This window comes from Nitrospirillum guaranorum, from assembly GCF_034653275.1.
Lineage (GTDB): Bacteria > Pseudomonadota > Alphaproteobacteria > Azospirillales > Azospirillaceae > Nitrospirillum.
The window spans coordinates 1,597,432-1,612,161 of sequence record NZ_JAYEES010000003.1; the positions used below are offsets into that span (position 1 = coordinate 1,597,432).

The 14,730-nt window shown below is 67.5% G+C and carries 19 protein-coding genes; 6 read left to right on the forward strand and 13 right to left on the reverse strand.

What is annotated here, in order from left to right; translation table 11 throughout:
- Positions 1-19 precede the first annotated feature (19 nt).
- Together UAJ10_RS16275 and UAJ10_RS16280 are read left to right on the forward strand one after the other, a co-directional pair.
- Positions 20-331, forward strand: coding sequence for a PadR family transcriptional regulator (locus UAJ10_RS16275; protein WP_322916272.1), 312 nt, complete (start codon positions 20-22; stop codon positions 329-331).
- Positions 328-1,257 carry a MotA/TolQ/ExbB proton channel family protein gene (locus UAJ10_RS16280; RefSeq protein WP_322916273.1) on the forward strand — a complete coding sequence of 310 codons (930 nt, stop codon included), beginning with the start codon at positions 328-330 and terminating at the stop codon, positions 1,255-1,257. Before UAJ10_RS16275 ends, UAJ10_RS16280 begins: the two co-directional genes overlap by 4 nt.
- A gap of 56 nt (positions 1,258-1,313) precedes the next feature.
- Here UAJ10_RS16280 and UAJ10_RS16285 read toward each other — a convergent pair whose 3' ends face one another.
- The gene (locus UAJ10_RS16285; RefSeq protein WP_322916275.1) at positions 1,314-1,643 is read right to left on the reverse strand and encodes a hypothetical protein; all 330 of its coding nucleotides are present in this window, start codon (positions 1,641-1,643) and stop codon (positions 1,314-1,316) included.
- A 332-nt stretch (positions 1,644-1,975) separates the two neighbouring features.
- Between UAJ10_RS16285 and UAJ10_RS16290 the strand changes: the two genes are divergently transcribed.
- Positions 1,976-2,896: a bestrophin family protein gene (locus tag UAJ10_RS16290; protein ID WP_322916276.1), complete on the forward strand. Its 921-nt coding sequence runs from the start codon at positions 1,976-1,978 to the stop codon at positions 2,894-2,896.
- Between the two features lie 51 nt (positions 2,897-2,947).
- Here the strand turns inward: UAJ10_RS16290 and UAJ10_RS16295 are convergent, their stop codons facing one another.
- The 11 genes from UAJ10_RS16295 to UAJ10_RS16345 form a co-directional block, all read right to left on the reverse strand.
- A complete protein-coding gene (locus UAJ10_RS16295) occupies positions 2,948-3,307 on the reverse strand; it encodes a hypothetical protein (RefSeq protein ID WP_322916277.1) in 360 nt (119 codons plus the stop codon).
- A gap of 79 nt (positions 3,308-3,386) precedes the next feature.
- Positions 3,387-3,731, reverse strand: coding sequence for a hypothetical protein (locus UAJ10_RS16300; RefSeq protein ID WP_322916278.1), 345 nt, complete (start codon positions 3,729-3,731; stop codon positions 3,387-3,389).
- 139 nt (positions 3,732-3,870) lie between these two features.
- Positions 3,871-4,203, reverse strand: a complete 333-nt coding sequence (locus tag UAJ10_RS16305) for an ArsR/SmtB family transcription factor (protein WP_322916279.1) — start codon at positions 4,201-4,203, stop codon at positions 3,871-3,873.
- Positions 4,196-4,669 carry an SRPBCC family protein gene (locus tag UAJ10_RS16310; RefSeq protein WP_322916280.1) on the reverse strand — a complete coding sequence of 158 codons (474 nt, stop codon included), beginning with the start codon at positions 4,667-4,669 and terminating at the stop codon, positions 4,196-4,198. The genes UAJ10_RS16305 and UAJ10_RS16310 overlap by 8 nt, the downstream gene beginning before the upstream one ends.
- A 135-nt stretch (positions 4,670-4,804) precedes the next feature.
- Positions 4,805-5,629, reverse strand: a complete 825-nt coding sequence (locus UAJ10_RS16315) for an anti-sigma factor family protein (protein ID WP_322916281.1) — start codon at positions 5,627-5,629, stop codon at positions 4,805-4,807.
- The gene (locus tag UAJ10_RS16320) at positions 5,626-6,192 is read right to left on the reverse strand and encodes a sigma-70 family RNA polymerase sigma factor (RefSeq protein ID WP_322916282.1); all 567 of its coding nucleotides are present in this window, start codon (positions 6,190-6,192) and stop codon (positions 5,626-5,628) included. The genes UAJ10_RS16315 and UAJ10_RS16320 overlap by 4 nt, the downstream gene beginning before the upstream one ends.
- A 30-nt stretch (positions 6,193-6,222) precedes the next feature.
- The gene (locus UAJ10_RS16325) at positions 6,223-6,762 is read right to left on the reverse strand and encodes a cytochrome b (protein WP_322916283.1); all 540 of its coding nucleotides are present in this window, start codon (positions 6,760-6,762) and stop codon (positions 6,223-6,225) included.
- The gene (locus UAJ10_RS16330; protein WP_322916284.1) at positions 6,759-7,895 is read right to left on the reverse strand and encodes a catalase family peroxidase; all 1,137 of its coding nucleotides are present in this window, start codon (positions 7,893-7,895) and stop codon (positions 6,759-6,761) included. The genes UAJ10_RS16325 and UAJ10_RS16330 overlap by 4 nt, the downstream gene beginning before the upstream one ends.
- A 110-nt stretch (positions 7,896-8,005) precedes the next feature.
- Positions 8,006-9,205, reverse strand: a complete 1,200-nt coding sequence (locus tag UAJ10_RS16335; RefSeq protein WP_322916285.1) for an MFS transporter — start codon at positions 9,203-9,205, stop codon at positions 8,006-8,008.
- A 124-nt stretch (positions 9,206-9,329) separates the two neighbouring features.
- Complete coding sequence (locus UAJ10_RS16340) at positions 9,330-10,067, reverse strand: hypothetical protein (protein WP_322916287.1); 738 nt, start codon at positions 10,065-10,067, stop codon at positions 9,330-9,332.
- Between the two features lie 103 nt (positions 10,068-10,170).
- The gene (locus UAJ10_RS16345; RefSeq protein ID WP_416235374.1) at positions 10,171-10,809 is read right to left on the reverse strand and encodes an ATP-dependent Clp protease proteolytic subunit; all 639 of its coding nucleotides are present in this window, start codon (positions 10,807-10,809) and stop codon (positions 10,171-10,173) included.
- A 291-nt stretch (positions 10,810-11,100) separates the two neighbouring features.
- Between UAJ10_RS16345 and UAJ10_RS16350 the strand changes: the two genes are divergently transcribed.
- Both UAJ10_RS16350 and UAJ10_RS16355 read left to right on the forward strand, forming a co-directional pair.
- Positions 11,101-11,907 carry an ABC transporter ATP-binding protein gene (locus UAJ10_RS16350; protein WP_322916288.1) on the forward strand — a complete coding sequence of 269 codons (807 nt, stop codon included), beginning with the start codon at positions 11,101-11,103 and terminating at the stop codon, positions 11,905-11,907.
- Positions 11,904-12,683 carry an ABC transporter permease gene (locus UAJ10_RS16355; protein WP_322916289.1) on the forward strand — a complete coding sequence of 260 codons (780 nt, stop codon included), beginning with the start codon at positions 11,904-11,906 and terminating at the stop codon, positions 12,681-12,683. Before UAJ10_RS16350 ends, UAJ10_RS16355 begins: the two co-directional genes overlap by 4 nt.
- Before the next feature lie 148 nt (positions 12,684-12,831).
- Here UAJ10_RS16355 and UAJ10_RS16360 read toward each other — a convergent pair whose 3' ends face one another.
- Complete coding sequence (locus UAJ10_RS16360) at positions 12,832-13,347, reverse strand: adenine phosphoribosyltransferase (protein WP_040846319.1); 516 nt, start codon at positions 13,345-13,347, stop codon at positions 12,832-12,834.
- Positions 13,348-13,577: 230 nt separating this feature from the next.
- Between UAJ10_RS16360 and UAJ10_RS16365 the strand changes: the two genes are divergently transcribed.
- A complete protein-coding gene (locus tag UAJ10_RS16365; protein WP_322916290.1) occupies positions 13,578-14,717 on the forward strand; it encodes an MlaE family lipid ABC transporter permease subunit in 1,140 nt (379 codons plus the stop codon).
- Positions 14,718-14,730: the final 13 nt, after the last annotated feature.

Sequence of the window (14,730 nt, forward strand, 5' to 3'; positions counted from 1 at the left end):
GTGCTGAAGGATATCCGGTATGCCCAGACGCCCTAACATCTCGCGCCAAACCCGGCTGCTGTTTGCCGCCCTGCTGGAACGTCCTATGGATTGGCGTTACGGCTATGACTTGTCCAAGGTGACGGGGTTGAAATCGGGCACCCTCTATCCCTTGTTAATGCGTCTCAACGACCAAGGGCTTATGGCGGCCCGTTGGGAGGAGGCTTCTCGGCCCGGTGTGCCGCCTCGCCATGTCTACCGCTTGACGGCGGACGGGGTGGCACTGGCCCGCGAACTGGCACTCGCGGATGTGACGGATGCAAAAGCCAATGGCGAGAAGGTGCCGGCATGACAACGCGTGCTTTCTTGTGCCGGCGCATGGCCCGCGCGCTTACCCGCCATGCGGTTGACACCTTGCCGGTTCATCGCGCGGCATGGGGAGAAGCCATGCAAGCTGAGGTTGATGGCTTGGACGATGATGACGGCCTTTTGCGCTGGGCCCTGGGCTGCGTGATGGTGGGATATCGGGAGCGTCTGAGTGCCATCGTCTCCGTATCGGGCGCGATGATCGCGAGGATGGCGCTTCTGCCGGTGTTGCTGATGGGGTTCTATACGCTGTTCGGTGGGCAGGTGGGGACACTCCTGCGCGCTTTACCCGGTAGCGGGCTTATTGTACTCGCTGGCGCCTGGGCAGTCACAGCCATTGGTCGGCGGAGGGGAGAGAAGGGCGTCTTCGCGGCCGTTCGGGTTGCGATAGCTGGCCCTCGACAGGCCAAATTGAGTCCCCGCCAATTGGAGGATTTCCTAGACCAGCTCGCGACAGCGGTGCGTCAGGACGATGGATTTGATTTGGTGCGCTATCATCTGCGCTTGCCGTTGGGCCGGTCGATGTTTGGCGCCTACCCTATCTTAATGCGGGATCCGCATGCGTATGCGCTACTTCAGGCTGGCCTAACGGGAAAGCTTTTGGTGTCCGTGCTGGAAGATGTACACAAGGAGCGGTTACGGCCCAGCCAGATATTGCATAGCTATGGTGACGCCCTAACTTGGGTGGGGCTTGTGGCGACGCTAATGGGCTTCATTAAGGCGCTGGAGGCAATAAACCATCCAGAATCCTTTGGACATCTGTTGGCGGGAGCGCTGGTGGGTGCCGTATTTGGCTTGGTGTGCGCCAAGGGGATTATACGTCCACTAGCGGATATAACGGCCCGAGGTGTCGAGGACGATATGTCAATTTATCGCCGCATTGCCGCCGCCCTGGCCGCCGAGGCGCGCTGAGGCCGCGCGCTGCCCGACGGCCAAGGAGTGCGGTTTCGGCCAAGTCCGCCGCCGTATCAGTTGACGGTCGTCTGGGCCTGCTGCAGCGCGCCGCTCAGGTTGGTGACACAGCGGTCGTAGATCTCGGTGCCGGCGGTCAGGCCGGCTTCGCCGCAGGCGGTCTGGCTACGCTGCTCATGCATCTTCTTGGTCATGGACAGCGTCTGCGTCAGGCTGGCGACGCAGGCGGCGTACTGGGTGTCGGCGGGGCTGACGTGCAGGGCGTCCTGGCAGGCGCGGTCGATCGACGGGTGCACGGTGACGGTCTGCACGGCATCGGCAGCCAGGACCGGCTGCGCGGCCAGGGTGAACAGGGCGGCGATGGCGACGACGGAAGATTTCAACATGGCATGATATCCTTTAGGGCTCGCGTGCCACGTATCCGGCACGTTGTGGGTGTGTGGGTCTTTTGTAGGGGTGGGGTCGTTTACTGGATTGGACAATTCAGTTGTTTATGGAATAATCATCGATGTTATTTTTGTGAATATTTGTACAATCCAGCCTTATTTTTATATTTACGCCGAGATAATTCCGGTTAAGGCGGTGGCGTTAAGGAAACGGATGGCAGCCGCCCGATTTTGCGTTTGGATTCGGGACGGCGGCGGGGGCATGGTCCGGAACGCCGCCGGCCCCTTGATCTCCAAGACCGGCGATCCTCAGTGCAGACGGAAACTCCACCATGATCGTCCGGGACCGGCCCGGCCTGCTGCGGCTGTTCTTCATCCTGCGCGGCTCCATCGTCCTACGCATCCTGCCCCAGGTGCTGGTCATCCTCGTGCTGTCGGCGGGTGTGGTGTGGGCGCGCACCACCCATCCGGGCTGGGCGCCCGCCTTCAACGGCACGCCCTTCGCCCTGCTGGGCATCGCCCTGTCGGTATTCCTGGGCTTCCGCAACAACGCCTGCTACGACCGCTGGTGGGAGGCGCGCAAGGATTGGGGGCAACTGCTCTATGCCGTGCGCGACCTGGGCCGGCAGACGCTGATGCTGGACCGGGACGGCGAGCCGAGAGCCGCGCGGCGCCAGCTGCTGCGCCTGGCCATGGCCTTCGGCCACGCCCTGGTCTGCCACCTGCGGCCCGGCGGCGACGCCACCAAGCCCCGCCGTTTCCTGTCCGCCGGCCAGCTGGCGGGTTTCGAGGCCAGCCGCAACCGGCCGGACTTCTTGCTGCGCCAGATGGGCCAGGTGCTGGCGGAGCTGCTGGCCGACGGCCATGTCAGCGACATCCAGTACACGGTCCTGGAAGGCGCTCTGGGCCGCATGTCGGCCGTCCTGGCGGCGTGTGAGCGCATTCGCAACACGCCGGTTCCCTTCGGTTACACCTTGCTGCTGCATCGCACGGCCTATCTGTTCTGCTTCCTGCTGCCCTTCGGCTTCGCCGATGTGCTGCACTGGGGCACGCCCTTCGTCACCGGGCTGGTGGCCTACACCTTCTTCGGCCTGGACGCCCTGGGGGATGAGTTGGAGGAGCCGTTCGGCACCCGGCCCAACGCCCTGCCCATCGAGGCGCTGGCCGACACCATGGAGATCAATTTGCGCGAAGCGCTGGGGGAGACGGACCTGCCCGCCCTGCCGCAGCCCAAGGACCACGTGCTGATGTGACCGCCGGCGGCCCGCGCCCCGGAGGATGGGGCGCGGGGCCGAAGGGAGCGGTCAGTTCGGGGCCAGCAGCACTTGGTTCAAGGCGCCGTCCAGGTTGGCGACGCAGCGCTCGAACCCGTTGGTGCCGGGCATCAGCCCCACCTCGGCGCAGGCGTTGCCGGTGGGCGTCTGGCGCTGGGGCTGCGCGACGGCCACGGCCTGGTTCAGGGTGGCGACGCAGGCGGCATAGTCGGTGTTGTTGACGGTCAGGCCCAGCGTCGACTGGCAGGCATGCTGGACGGTGGCGGTGCTGGCGGCCGTGACGGTGACCGTCAGGGGGGCGGCGGCGAAGGCCGGGGCGGCGACGGTGGCACCCAGCAGGGCGGCGATGGCGCCGGTTTTAATAATCATCGGCAAAGTCCGGGTGTTCATGGCCTTTACTCCATGTTGAATGGTGGATTTTTAAAGTGGATTTTTAAAAGACCGCAGGCTGCGGGGGCCTGGCGGAGGATCAGTTCGCGGACAGCTGGGCCTGGGTCAGGGCGCCGTCCAGGTTGGCGACGCAACGGCCGTAGTCGGCGCTGCCGGGGGCCAGGCCCACGTCGGCGCAGGCGGTGTTGGCGGGCGTTCGCGCCGGGGTGCTGGCGGCGCGCACCTGGGCCAGGGTGGCGACGCAGGCCGCGTAGCCGCTGTCGTTGACGGTCAGCCCCATGGTCTGTTCGCAGGTGTGCTGGATGGTGACTGCATCGGGGGTGGCGGCCGGGGCGGCGAAGGCGGGGGCGGTGACGGTGGCGGCGCCCATCAGGGCGGCGGCAACGGTGGTCCTGATCGACGCAGACAGAGTCCGGGTGTTCATGGCCTAAGCTCCTTTAATTTGGCATCGCGTTGAGGGGGTTTTGTTTTCCCCGCGCTGGGGATGCCAATAAGACGCCGGCCAGGGGGCTTTATTCCCGGGTACGCAAATTTTTTTGAACTTTTTTTGAGGGTGGAAAAACTCAGCCTTCGACGAAGGCGCGCAGGCGGGCAAGGGCGTCATCCCACTGCGCCGACACGGCGTCCAGATAGCCGCGCGCCGCGGCCACCGGTTCCGGCTGGAAGGCGAAGCGGCTTTCCCGGCCCACCCGCACGCAGGCCACCAGGCCGGCATCCTGCAGCACGTGCAGATGCTTGGTCACCGCCTGGCGGGTCAGGGTGGTGTCGGCCGACAGGGTGGCGATGGACCGGGCGTGCCCATCGCTGAGGCGGGACAGCAGGGACAGGCGGGTGGTATCGCCGAGGGCGGCGAAGACGACAGCCGGGTCGGGAATTGTCCCGACGGTTTCAGTCATCCAGCGGTCCCTCGATGTGGGCGCGGATGTTATGCGCCTGGGCCGTCCACCCGCCCTCGTTCATGCGTAGCGCCTCGACCCGGCGATGGTCGGGCAGGGTGTCGAAGCCGCTTTCGGTGATGGTCAGCAAGGTGCCGCCCGTCCCCGCATCCCCTGGGCGCTCCTCCAGCGTGAATTCCACCAGGGTGGGGGTTTCGCCCGAGTAATCCTTCTCCGGATCCACGGCATAGGGATGCCAGGTGTAGGAGAACAGATGCGGCGCCTCCATCCGCACCACGGTGGCCCGCCATTTCACATGCTCATAACCGGGATAGGTGATGCGGCCGGTCGCCTCCTGGCCCGGTACGAAAGGCCCGTCCAGCTTCACCCGGAACCAGGTGCCGAATTCCTCATGATCGGTCAGCGCCCGCCACACGCGCTCTATGGGGGCCTTCAGCTCGATGTGCTTGCGAATGTGATCGGACATTTTGCGCAACCTCCTGGTTGCCAATTTATAGCGTGCTTAAACAAGAACGGCAACCATTTGGTTGCCGTTCCGGTCCCGTATCCGAGCTGTACAAGCATCGAGGCGGCGTTTGGTTCGATGCCGCCCCCGCGAAAGTCAAATCTTGGTGCGCAGCTGCCGCCGCGCCTCATCCGCCAAGGGGTGCAGCGCCTGGGCCGAGGCGTCGGCCACCAGGCTGTAGCCCATGCCGCGGTTGCACCAAGTGACACCGCCGACATCGTCCTTCTGATGCTCGGTCATGGGGGCGTCGCCGTCCTGCTTCATGGGCCGCACCAGCATGGCGATGCGGTTGCCGCTGCTGTCGTCATAGAAGAACATGGCGCCCGGGCCATGGGCGGTGGCGACCAGGCGCCCGCCCATGAACCGATAGCCGGAGGCCGACAGGTCGGGCACGGCCACCTTGCGGTCCAGCCGCTGCGACACCCACCGCAGCAATTGTTCCTGCTCCCCCGCGTGCATCTCCACCGGTCGCACGGCGTCGGCGGCGTAGACGCGGTAATTGTCCATGGCCTCCTGCGTCAGCATGGTTTCCGGATTCAGCGACGCCTTGCCGGCGGCGATGCCGTGCATGGACCAGCCGCCAGCGCCGCCGACCAGCACCAGGGCCACGGCGGCGGCGATGTTGCGCCAGGGACCGGCCCCAACGGCGGCCCCGGGGGTAGACAGCCACGACCGCGCCTGCCGGTGCTGCCGCGCCTCTACCAGGCGGGCCAGGTTCAGGCGGTGGGGGACCGGCTCCTCCGCGATGGGGGCCAGGGCGGCGCGCAGGGCCTCGCGCTGGGCGGCATAGGCGGCCACGCGCCGGGCGGCGTCGGGGTGGGTGGATAGGTATTCATCAACCTCCGCCCGGCGCCGCTCGTCCAGGGCGTGGTCGACATAGGCCTGAAAGTCTTCCTCGGTGATGGGGCGGCCGGCGTTCATTTCACTCTCCTGAAAATTCCAGCGCCAAAAACGGGGCGATGGATGGTGGCCCCGCCCTTCGCAGCCTCCTGGGCCGGGGTGCCCTCCATCTTCTGCAACAGCTTCTCCCGCGCCCGGGCCAGGCGGGACATGACGGTGCCGATGGGAATGTCCAGCACCCGCGCCGCCTCGGCATAGGTCAGGTCTTCCACCGACACCAGCAGCAGCACGCTGCGCTGCTCCTCCGGCAGGGTTTGCAGGGCCTGCATCACGTCGGCGTGGTGCAGCGCGTCCTCCTGCGTGGCCGGTCGGGCGATCATGGCCTCGTCCACCCCGTCGTCCAGGGTGACGTGACTGCCGCGCCGCCGGTTCTGGCGCATATGGCTGACGGCCAGGTTGTGCAGGATGGTGAACAGCCAGGTGCGGGCGTCACCATCCTGCCGCCGTTGGTGCCAGCGGGTGATGGCGCGCTCCAGACAATCCTGCACCAGATCGTCCGCCGTGGCGTGGTCCTTCACCAGCGCCCGGGCGTAGCGCCGCAGCTGTGGAATCAGCGGCTCGATCAGCAGCATCATGTCGTTCATGGCACGCATCCCTGGGTCCGGGGTCCACCGTCAGCGACGGGTGCGCCAGGCCGCCATGCTCTGGAACACGCCATCCTTGAAAATCAAGGCATGCATCAGGGCGGCGGACAAGTGGGCGATCACCGTGAGGAACAAAGCGTACGCCAGATAGGTGTGCAGGTGGCGCAACGACGCGTACAGCCCCCTGTCCGGCGACAGCAGCGGCGGCAGGTGGACGGCCCCCCAGACGGTGATGGGGTAGCCGCCGGCGGACAGCATGGACCAGCCCACCAGCGGCAGGGCGATCATCAGGGCGTACAGCACCAGGTGCGACAGGTGGGCGATGGCCTTCTGCGGCGCCGGCATGTCGGCCGGCAGCGGCGGGGTGCCCTTGGTGGCGCGCACCGCCAGACGGATCAGCACCAGCAGCAGCAGGGTGGCGCCCACCGACTTGTGCAGCGGCACCAGCCAGTTGTGGCTGGCGCCCACGGTGGAGACCATGCCCACGCCGATGAACAGCATGGTGATGATCAGGACGGCCATCAGCCAATGCAACAGCCGGGCGGCGCCGCTGAACGTGGTCGACTTCATTGCGCGGACTCCTTCGCGGCGGGCTGGCTGGGGGTGAGGCTGGCAGGGGCGGGAAAAGCCTTGTCGGCCGCCAGTGCGCTGGCGGCCACGGGCTCACCCGTGCGGCGGGTGTAACCCACGGCATAGACGGAGGAACGCGCGGCCAGCAGCGGATCGTCGGAAGGCGACACGCCAGCCGGCAGGATGGTGGGGTCGAAGTTCACGTCGCGGCAGGGTCCATCCTCCTCCGTCACCGCCCGGTCGATGGTCAGGGTGCCGACCTCCACCCGCTGGCGGTCGTCCGGCCAGGGCTTGGTGGCGTCATCGGTGGGATCGCCGGCGTTGGGCAGGATGACGGACAGGTGCCAGACCAGCGGGCCCTGGGCCAGGCGGCCGGCGACCTCGTCGAACAGGAAGTCGCGCGGGCGGTCGGCCAGGGTCGCCTTGTCCAGTTCCTCGAACGGCGCCTCGGGCGTGAAGATCCAGCGCACCAGCCGGGTCTGGCCCTGATCGTTGGTGAAGCGGAAGGCGTTGACGCTGTTGTAGTTGGCGTTGGCGAAGCTGCTGGGCAGGGGGGCCTTCGCCATGTAGTCGGCGAAGGCCTTGGTTTCCGGATGCCGGGCCATGTAGGCGCCCACCTTCGCCGGGTCGGGCTTGCCCGTCGCGGGGTCGGGCGTGGTCGCCAGCTGGAAATCGAGGAAGGCCTGCGGCGTGGCCACAGGGAACACCGGCACATGGTTCAGCGCCATGCGCCACTGTTCGCCCTGCGGCAGATCGAATTTCAGCGCCAGGCTGTGGAAGGTCACGCGGCCATCACCGGCGTTGGGCACACCGCCAGCCAGGGAGAAGCGGCCGATGACCGGGGTGGTGGCTTGGCGGAACAGGCTGGCCTTGCTCAAGGCCAGCCCTTGGCCATTGCCGTCGAAATGGCCCACCACGCACAGGCCCTTGGCATGGGCGCGGCGGAAGCCCTCGTGCTTTCCGTCGTGGCCTTCCAGCGCGTTCACGATGGTCGTCGGCTTCAGCCGGCCGGGCGCCAGCCAGCCGCCGGCATAGGCGAACGCGGCCGTGGCCCCGCCCGCGACGGCGGCGATGGCCAGCAGCGATACCAGGCTGCGGCGGCTGACGATGTCCTGCACTCGATACCCGGGCATGGGCGGGGTCCCCTTTCGGTTTCAAGGGCCCCGATGGGGCCGCTACCGAGATGGACGCCGCCCGCGCCGGTTTATTCCGCGCGCGATGGAAATTTTTTCATGAGGCGGGATTAATGCGCGTAGCCGGGGCAGGCGTCCTCACCCGCCACCTCATCGGCGTGCGGGGTGCCCTTGTCGGTCGCGGCGGCGATGGCGGTCAGGCTGAGGGCGCAGACGGCGAGGCCGGCGCCCAGCCAGGGCAGATGGCCGTAGGCCACGCCATGGTCGATGGCGATGCCGCCGAACCAGGCGCCCAGCGCGTTGCCCATGTTGAAGGCGCCCTGGTTCAGGGTGGAGGCCAGGTTGGGCGCGCCGCGCGCCTGGTCCACCACCCGCATCTGCAGGGGGGAGCCGACGGAGAAGGCGGCGATGCCCCACAGCACCAGGGTGGGCACGACCCCCAGGGGCGTGGCGCTGGTCCACACCAGGGCCACCAGGATCAGGGTGATGATGCCGAAGGTGGTCATGACCATGGGCATCATCTTCCAGTCGGCCAGGCGCCCGCCCACCAGGTTGCCCACCGTCAGCCCCACGCCGAACAGCAGCAGGACGTAGGTGACCTGGTCGGGGGTGAAGCCCGTGACACGCTCCAACAGCGGGGTGATGTAGGTCAGCACGCTGAACAGGCTGGCCGAGGAGATGACGCTGATCATCATCGCCATGGCGACCTGGGGGCGGCCCAGCACGCGGAACTCGCCCAGCAGGCTGCCGCCGCTGCTGCCGGCCAAGCCGCGCGGCAGCCACAGCGTCAGAGCGGCGGCGGCGATGACGCCGATGGCGACGACGGCCCAGAAGGTGGCGCGCCAGCCCAGCTCATGCCCCAATGCCGTGCCCAGCGGCACGCCCAGCACGTTGGCCAATGTCAGGCCGGAGAACATGAGCGAGATGGCCTGGCCCCGCTTGTGTCGCGGCACCAGGCCGGCCGCCACCACGGCGCCGATGCCGAAGAAGGTGCCGTGCGACAGGGCGGTGACGATGCGCGCCGCCATCAGCAGGCCGTAGGTGGGTGCAACCGCGCAGCAGAAGTTGCCGAAGATGAAGATGCCCATCAGGCCGATCAGCGCGCTCTTGCGCGGCAGCCGCGCGGTCGATACCGCCAGGATGGGGGCGCCCACCACCACGCTCAAGGCATAGGCGGTGACCAGCATGCCGGCCTGCGGGATGGTGACCCGCAGATCCTGCGCCAGGTCCGGCAGCATGCCCATGATCACGAACTCGGTCGTGCCGATGCCGAAGGAGGCGATGGCGAGGGCGAGCAGGGGCAAGGGCACTGGAACCACTCCGGAATCAGCGGTGCGATCTTGGATGCCCTTAGCATCGCCGAAAATAGGTAAGCGCTGTCATGCTGCGTTGCAGCAGGAGCCATGACGCCAGGGGATGACCGTCTCGGCGGGATTATTCGGGCGCGCGCAGCCAGCGCTCGGCCGCCGCCGCCGCCCGCTCAGCATAACTGGGCTGGCCCGGGCCCAGCAGGGGCAGGCCCCATTCCGCCACCACGCGGGCGATGCCGGCCGCGTCCACGGGCAGGCCCAGCTCCTTCAGCCGCCAGGCCATGTTCATCTCCTGGCCCCAGAAATAGATTTGGGTAGCGCATGTGTTGGCGGCCATGGTCCGCACCTGGGCCTCACGGTCCCGGCCGTGCAGCGGCAGCCAGATATCGGCCAGCAGTGTGTCGAAAGGCTGGCCGTCCACCGGCGTCCAGCTGTAGGCGTCACCCTGGTGGATGGTGATCTTGGATGCGGCCTCCGGCGGCAGCTGGCGGAAAATGCCGGATTGCTCCACCACCGCCAGTACTTCGGGATCGAATTCCACCACCGTGACGGCGGTGACGGCGGGGTTCAGGGCGGCGTTGGCCACGGCCCAGCCCATGCCCATGCCCATCACCACCGTGCGCCCGCTGGCCAGCTGGCAGCCGATTTCCTGGCTTTCCGTTTCCATGGGGGTCATCGACATCCAGGCGCGGGTGTTGCCGTCGCCGTCGTGGCGGATCAGCGCCGCCATGTTTTCCACCATGCGCGGCCCCGACCAATAACCGGGGCAGATGACCAATGCCGCCAGCCGCATCTCCCACCGTTCCCCCATGAAGGGCTGGTAGCTGGGGTAGAACAGCGGGAACGCGGCGGTGTCGGACATGCGGAACTCCAGACCTGGCGGGGGCGGGTTGAGGGCCATGAAAAAAGCCGCCGACGCCGGTGGGGCGAGGGCGGCTTTGATCAACGTCTCAAGGCATCGGACCTTACTTCAGGTCGTCGGCCTTGTTGATGATGTGGGTGACGATGCCGTAATCCTTGGCCTCTTCCGCCGACATCCAGAAGTTACGGTCCGTGTCCTGCTCGATCTTCTCGAGCGGCTGGCCGGTCTCACGGGCGATGATGCTGTTCAGACGCTTGCGCATCTTCACGATCTCGCGCGCTTCGATGGCGATGTCGGTGGCCTGGCCGCCGGTGCCGCCCATCGGCTGATGGATCAGGAAGCGGGTGTTGGGCAGGCAGAAGCGGTTTTCCTTGGCGGCGCCCAGGAAAATGTGCGCGCCGGCGCTGGCCACCCAGCCGGTGCCCAGGACCAGGACGCGCGGACGGATGAACTGCAGGATGTCGTGGATGCTGTCGCCGCTTTCCACGTGACCGCCCTGCGAGTTGATCACCAGGCGGATGGGGTCGTCGCTTTCCGACGCCAGGGCCAGCAACTGGGCCACGGTGCTTTCCGCGATCTTCTGGTTGATCTCACCGAAGATCAGGACCGTGCGGCTCTTGAACAGGCTCTGCGCCACGGGGGAGAAAGGCGCGCCCTTGGATTTTTCCTCCTTGCCGCCTTCCGGAGCGGTCTCGGGGGCGTCATCGGGTTCTTCGTCGTCGAAGCGGATCGGCAGGGTCACCAGGATCTCCATGGGAACGAACAAGACGGGGGGGCCGAACCGGCGGCCCATCCGGCCACCCTTATCAGGTAGCGGGATTCGCCGCCCCATTCAACCCGCCCGTGACAGAACGGCTTTACCATGATCGGCTACCCCGGCCGGTCTATTCAAGTCTGGATGCGTGGATTCACGCTTCAAGCCGTTTCCGGCTTTCCGCGATCCACTTGGGCCCGCGATCCACTTGGGCAAGACTGGCGCGTCGTCTCCGGCATGGGTAAAGGTTAAGGCCGGCATGGCTGGAAACGGAAACACATGATGGGGCAGGGGCCGGCACCCTTCCTGGAACTGCAAGGTGTGACCAAGCGCTATCCCAACGGGACGTTGGCGCTGACCGACATCTCGCTGGCGGTGGGCGAAGGGGAGTTCCTAGCCATCGTCGGCGCCAGCGGCTGCGGCAAGAGCACCATCCTGCGCCATGTCGCCGGCCTGGTGGCGCCGTCGGCCGGCCGCATCGCCTGGTCCCAGCCGCCAGCCGCCGGCGGCGTGGGCATGGTGTTCCAGGAACCGACGCTGATGCCCTGGTCCCGCATCCGCGACAATGTCCGCCTGCCCCTGGACCTGGCCAAGGTGCCGCGCGCCGAGGCGGACGCCCGCGTCACGGCCTTGCTGATCCAGGTGGGCCTGGCCGACTTCGCCCAGGCCTATCCGCGCGAACTGTCGGGCGGCATGAAGATGCGGGCCTCCATCGCCCGCGCCCTGGTCACCCGCCCGCGCCTGCTGCTGATGGATGAGCCGTTCGCGGCCCTGGATGAGATCACCCGGCAGAAGCTGAACGACGACCTGCTGGCCCTGTGGCGGGACCAGCGCTTCACCGCGATGTTCGTCACCCACAGCGTCTATGAGGGCGTGTACCTGGCCAACCGCGCCATCGTCATGGCGCCCCGTCCGGGCCGCATCCATGCCGACATCCCGCTGGACCTGCCCTATCCCCGGGATGAGGCGCTGCGCACCGACGCGCGCTATGCCGCCGCGTGCCGCCGGGTGTCCCTGGCCTTGGCCGACGCCATGCAGGCGTCGGGGCCGCCGCCCGGGCGACCCTCGGGGGAGACAGCGGCATGAGCGCGCTGCGCCGCCTGGCCCCCGTCATCCTGGGCGTGACCGTCCTGGTGGGGTGGGAAGCGCTGGTGCGCTTGCTGGCCATTCCGGCCTTCGTCCTGCCGCCGCCCAGCGCCGTGGTCGCGGCCCTGCTGGCCGACCCGGACACGCTGGGCCTGTCGCTGTGGTTCACGTTGACGGTGACCTTGCAGGCCTTCGCCCTGGCGGTGGCGGGCGGGGTGGCGCTGGCCATCCTTTTCACCCGTTCCCCCCTGCTGGCCTCGGCCCTTTACCCCTATGCCGTCATCCTGCAGGTGACGCCGGTGATGGCCATCGCGCCCTTGCTGCTGGTCTGGGTGGGGTATGAGCGGGTGGACCTGGCGCAGCTGATCCTGGCCTGGATCGTCGCCTTCTTCCCCATCCTGGGCAACACCACCCTGGGCCTGCGCTCGGCCGACGCGGGGCTGCGCGACCTGTTCCGCCTCTATGGCGCCAGCAAATGGCAGGTGCTGTGGCGGCTGGAGCTGCCGTCCGCCTTGCCCTACCTGCTGGCGGGCATGAAGATCTCGGGCGGCCTGGCGCTCATCGGCGCGGTGGTGGCGGAGTTCGTGGCGGGGTCGGGGACGGGCAGCGGCCTGGCCTGGCGCATCGTGGATGCCAGCAACCGCCTGAACACGCCGCGCATGTTCGCGGCCCTGGCGCTGTTGTCCCTGTTGGGTGTGGCCATCTTCGCCCTGTTGTCGCTGGTCCAGCGCCTGGCGCTCAGGCGCTGGCACGACAGCGAGGCGGGCGCCCTATAAGGCTCCAACCAAGGGCATGAGATTTGACTCATGCCCTTGTAGGACGCGACCGCGTCCGCCGCAGATTTCCGGGGAGCGGAGCGGACTGGAAATCGAGGATAAGCCAAGCCGCCGGATGGCGGCGCCCGGCGTTTGAGGGCCTGCTGAACTACTTGTCGTAATTCAGCAGCGACAGCACCGGCACGTCCAGCTTCTTGCGGCCCTCCAGGAAGTCCAGCTCGATCAGGAAGGCGGCGGCGCGCACGTCGGCGCCCACGTCGCGCAACAGCTTGATGGCGGCGTTCATGGTGCCGCCGGTGGCCAGCAGATCGTCGACCACCACCACGCGCTGGCCCGGCTTCACCAGGTCGGCCTGGATTTCCACCGTGTCGCTGCCGTACTCCAGGTCGTAGGAGTGGCGCACCACGTCGCCCGGCAGCTTGCCCTTCTTGCGCACCATGGCGAAGCCCAGGCCCAGCTTCAGGGCCAGGGGGGCCGCCATCAGGAAGCCGCGGGACTCGATGCCCACGATGAAGTCGACGCCCGTCTCCTGGATCAGGCGGGCCATGCGGCCCATGGCGACGGCCCAGGCGTCGGAATGGGCCAGCAGCGGCGAGATGTCGTAGAACAGGATGCCGGGCTTGGGATAGTCCGGGACGCCGCGGATGTGGCTTTTCAGGTCCATGGGGGAAGGCCTCGGGGAAACGGATGCGCCCCGGTCCCGGGGCGCGAAATCATAGGGGAGGCTGGTCTGGCATGCCAGCGCCAAGCCGCGCCGCCCCCGTCCGCATGATCCGGATGGGCGCCTGACGGCCGCTGCTGTTGACCCGCAGCGGGCCTTTCTGTCAAGTGAAGGGCGAGCAAGGCCGCCCGGCGCCCCTGTCAGGATGGGGCGGGGGCCGGCGAAGGGGCGAGATGGCGGCGGCAGGCAGCGGCGTGATCAAGACGGCATGGGACGGCGACCATTGGTTGCTGGCCGCCCTGGGCCGTTGGGACCTGGCGGGGGCGGAGCACCTGGACATGGCGCTGACCCGCCTGAAGCCGGAGCGCAAGCCGGGCCAGGTGCTGCTGGACCTGTCCGGCCTGTCGGGCATGGATACCGCCGGCGCCCTGGTGCTGGACCGCCTGATCGAGCGCCTGCGGGCGGAGGGGGAGACGGTGGCTGTGGTCGGCGCCACGCCGGCGCAGTGCACCCTGCTGCGCGACGTGCGGCGCGCCGTGGTGCGCCATCCTGAGGTCACCACCCCGCATCGGCCCTTCCATGACCTGCTGGAGCGGGTGGGCAAGGGCGCCTTCAGCCTGGCCGAGGACGCGTTCCAGTTGCTGAGCTTCTTCGGGCTGGTGTTCATCACCATCGCCCGCGTTGCCCGCGATCCGCGCCGTTTCCGCTGGACGGCCTTCTTCTTCCACCTGGAGCAGGTGGGGCTGAACGCCCTGCCCATCATCGGCCTGCTGACCTTCCTGATCGGCGTGGTGCTGGCGTACCAGAGCGCCGACCAGTTGCGGCGATTCGGCGCCGAAATCTTCGTCGTCAATCTGCTGGGCATCGGCATTCTGCGCGAGTTGGGGGTGCTGATCACCTCCATCATCGTGGCCGGCCGCTCCGGCTCCGCCTTCACCGCGCAGATCGGGACCATGAAGGTGAACCAGGAGGTGGACGCCATGCAGGTGCTGGGGCTGGACCCCATCGAGATGCTGGTGCTGCCCCGTCTGGCCGCCCTGTTCGTGGCCCTGCCGCTGGTCAGCTTCTATGCCGACGTGGTGGGCCTGTTCGGTGGCGCGGTCATGTCCTATGGCACGCTGGACATCACGCTGGGCCAGTTCCTGCGACAGTTGCAGGTGGCGGTCAGCCCGACCACCATGCTGGTGGGCCTGATCAAGGCGCCGGTCTTCGCCATGGTCATTTCGCTGGTCGGCTGTTTCGAGGGCCTGAACGTGACCGGCAGCGCCGAAAGCGTGGGCAAGCTGACCACCCGCTCGGTGGTCGAGTCCATCTTCCTGGTGATCGTGCTCGACGCGCTGTTCTCCATCCTCTTCTCCTATCTCAAGATCTGAGGGGCGCCGATGA

Coding starts and splice junctions, on each gene's coding strand:
- UAJ10_RS16295 (WP_322916277.1), bottom strand. CDS start 3,307: ATGAACACCCGGACTTTGCCGATGATTATTAAAACCGGCGCCATCGCC.
- UAJ10_RS16325 (WP_322916283.1), bottom strand. CDS start 6,762: ATGAAGTCGACCACGTTCAGCGGCGCCGCCCGGCTGTTGCATTGGCTG.
- UAJ10_RS16275 (WP_322916272.1), top strand. CDS start 20: ATGCCCAGACGCCCTAACATCTCGCGCCAAACCCGGCTGCTGTTTGCC.
- UAJ10_RS16280 (WP_322916273.1), top strand. CDS start 328: ATGACAACGCGTGCTTTCTTGTGCCGGCGCATGGCCCGCGCGCTTACC.
- UAJ10_RS16330 (WP_322916284.1), bottom strand. CDS start 7,895: ATGCCCGGGTATCGAGTGCAGGACATCGTCAGCCGCCGCAGCCTGGTA.
- UAJ10_RS16300 (WP_322916278.1), bottom strand. CDS start 3,731: ATGAACACCCGGACTCTGTCTGCGTCGATCAGGACCACCGTTGCCGCC.
- UAJ10_RS16360 (WP_040846319.1), bottom strand. CDS start 13,347: ATGGACCTGAAAAGCCACATCCGCGGCGTCCCGGACTATCCCAAGCCC.
- UAJ10_RS16315 (WP_322916281.1), bottom strand. CDS start 5,629: ATGAACGCCGGCCGCCCCATCACCGAGGAAGACTTTCAGGCCTATGTC.
- UAJ10_RS16305 (WP_322916279.1), bottom strand. CDS start 4,203: ATGACTGAAACCGTCGGGACAATTCCCGACCCGGCTGTCGTCTTCGCC.
- UAJ10_RS16355 (WP_322916289.1), top strand. CDS start 11,904: ATGAGCGCGCTGCGCCGCCTGGCCCCCGTCATCCTGGGCGTGACCGTC.
- UAJ10_RS16320 (WP_322916282.1), bottom strand. CDS start 6,192: ATGAACGACATGATGCTGCTGATCGAGCCGCTGATTCCACAGCTGCGG.
- UAJ10_RS16350 (WP_322916288.1), top strand. CDS start 11,101: ATGATGGGGCAGGGGCCGGCACCCTTCCTGGAACTGCAAGGTGTGACC.
- UAJ10_RS16290 (WP_322916276.1), top strand. CDS start 1,976: ATGATCGTCCGGGACCGGCCCGGCCTGCTGCGGCTGTTCTTCATCCTG.
- UAJ10_RS16340 (WP_322916287.1), bottom strand. CDS start 10,067: ATGTCCGACACCGCCGCGTTCCCGCTGTTCTACCCCAGCTACCAGCCC.
- UAJ10_RS16365 (WP_322916290.1), top strand. CDS start 13,578: ATGGCGGCGGCAGGCAGCGGCGTGATCAAGACGGCATGGGACGGCGAC.
- UAJ10_RS16285 (WP_322916275.1), bottom strand. CDS start 1,643: ATGTTGAAATCTTCCGTCGTCGCCATCGCCGCCCTGTTCACCCTGGCC.
- UAJ10_RS16310 (WP_322916280.1), bottom strand. CDS start 4,669: ATGTCCGATCACATTCGCAAGCACATCGAGCTGAAGGCCCCCATAGAG.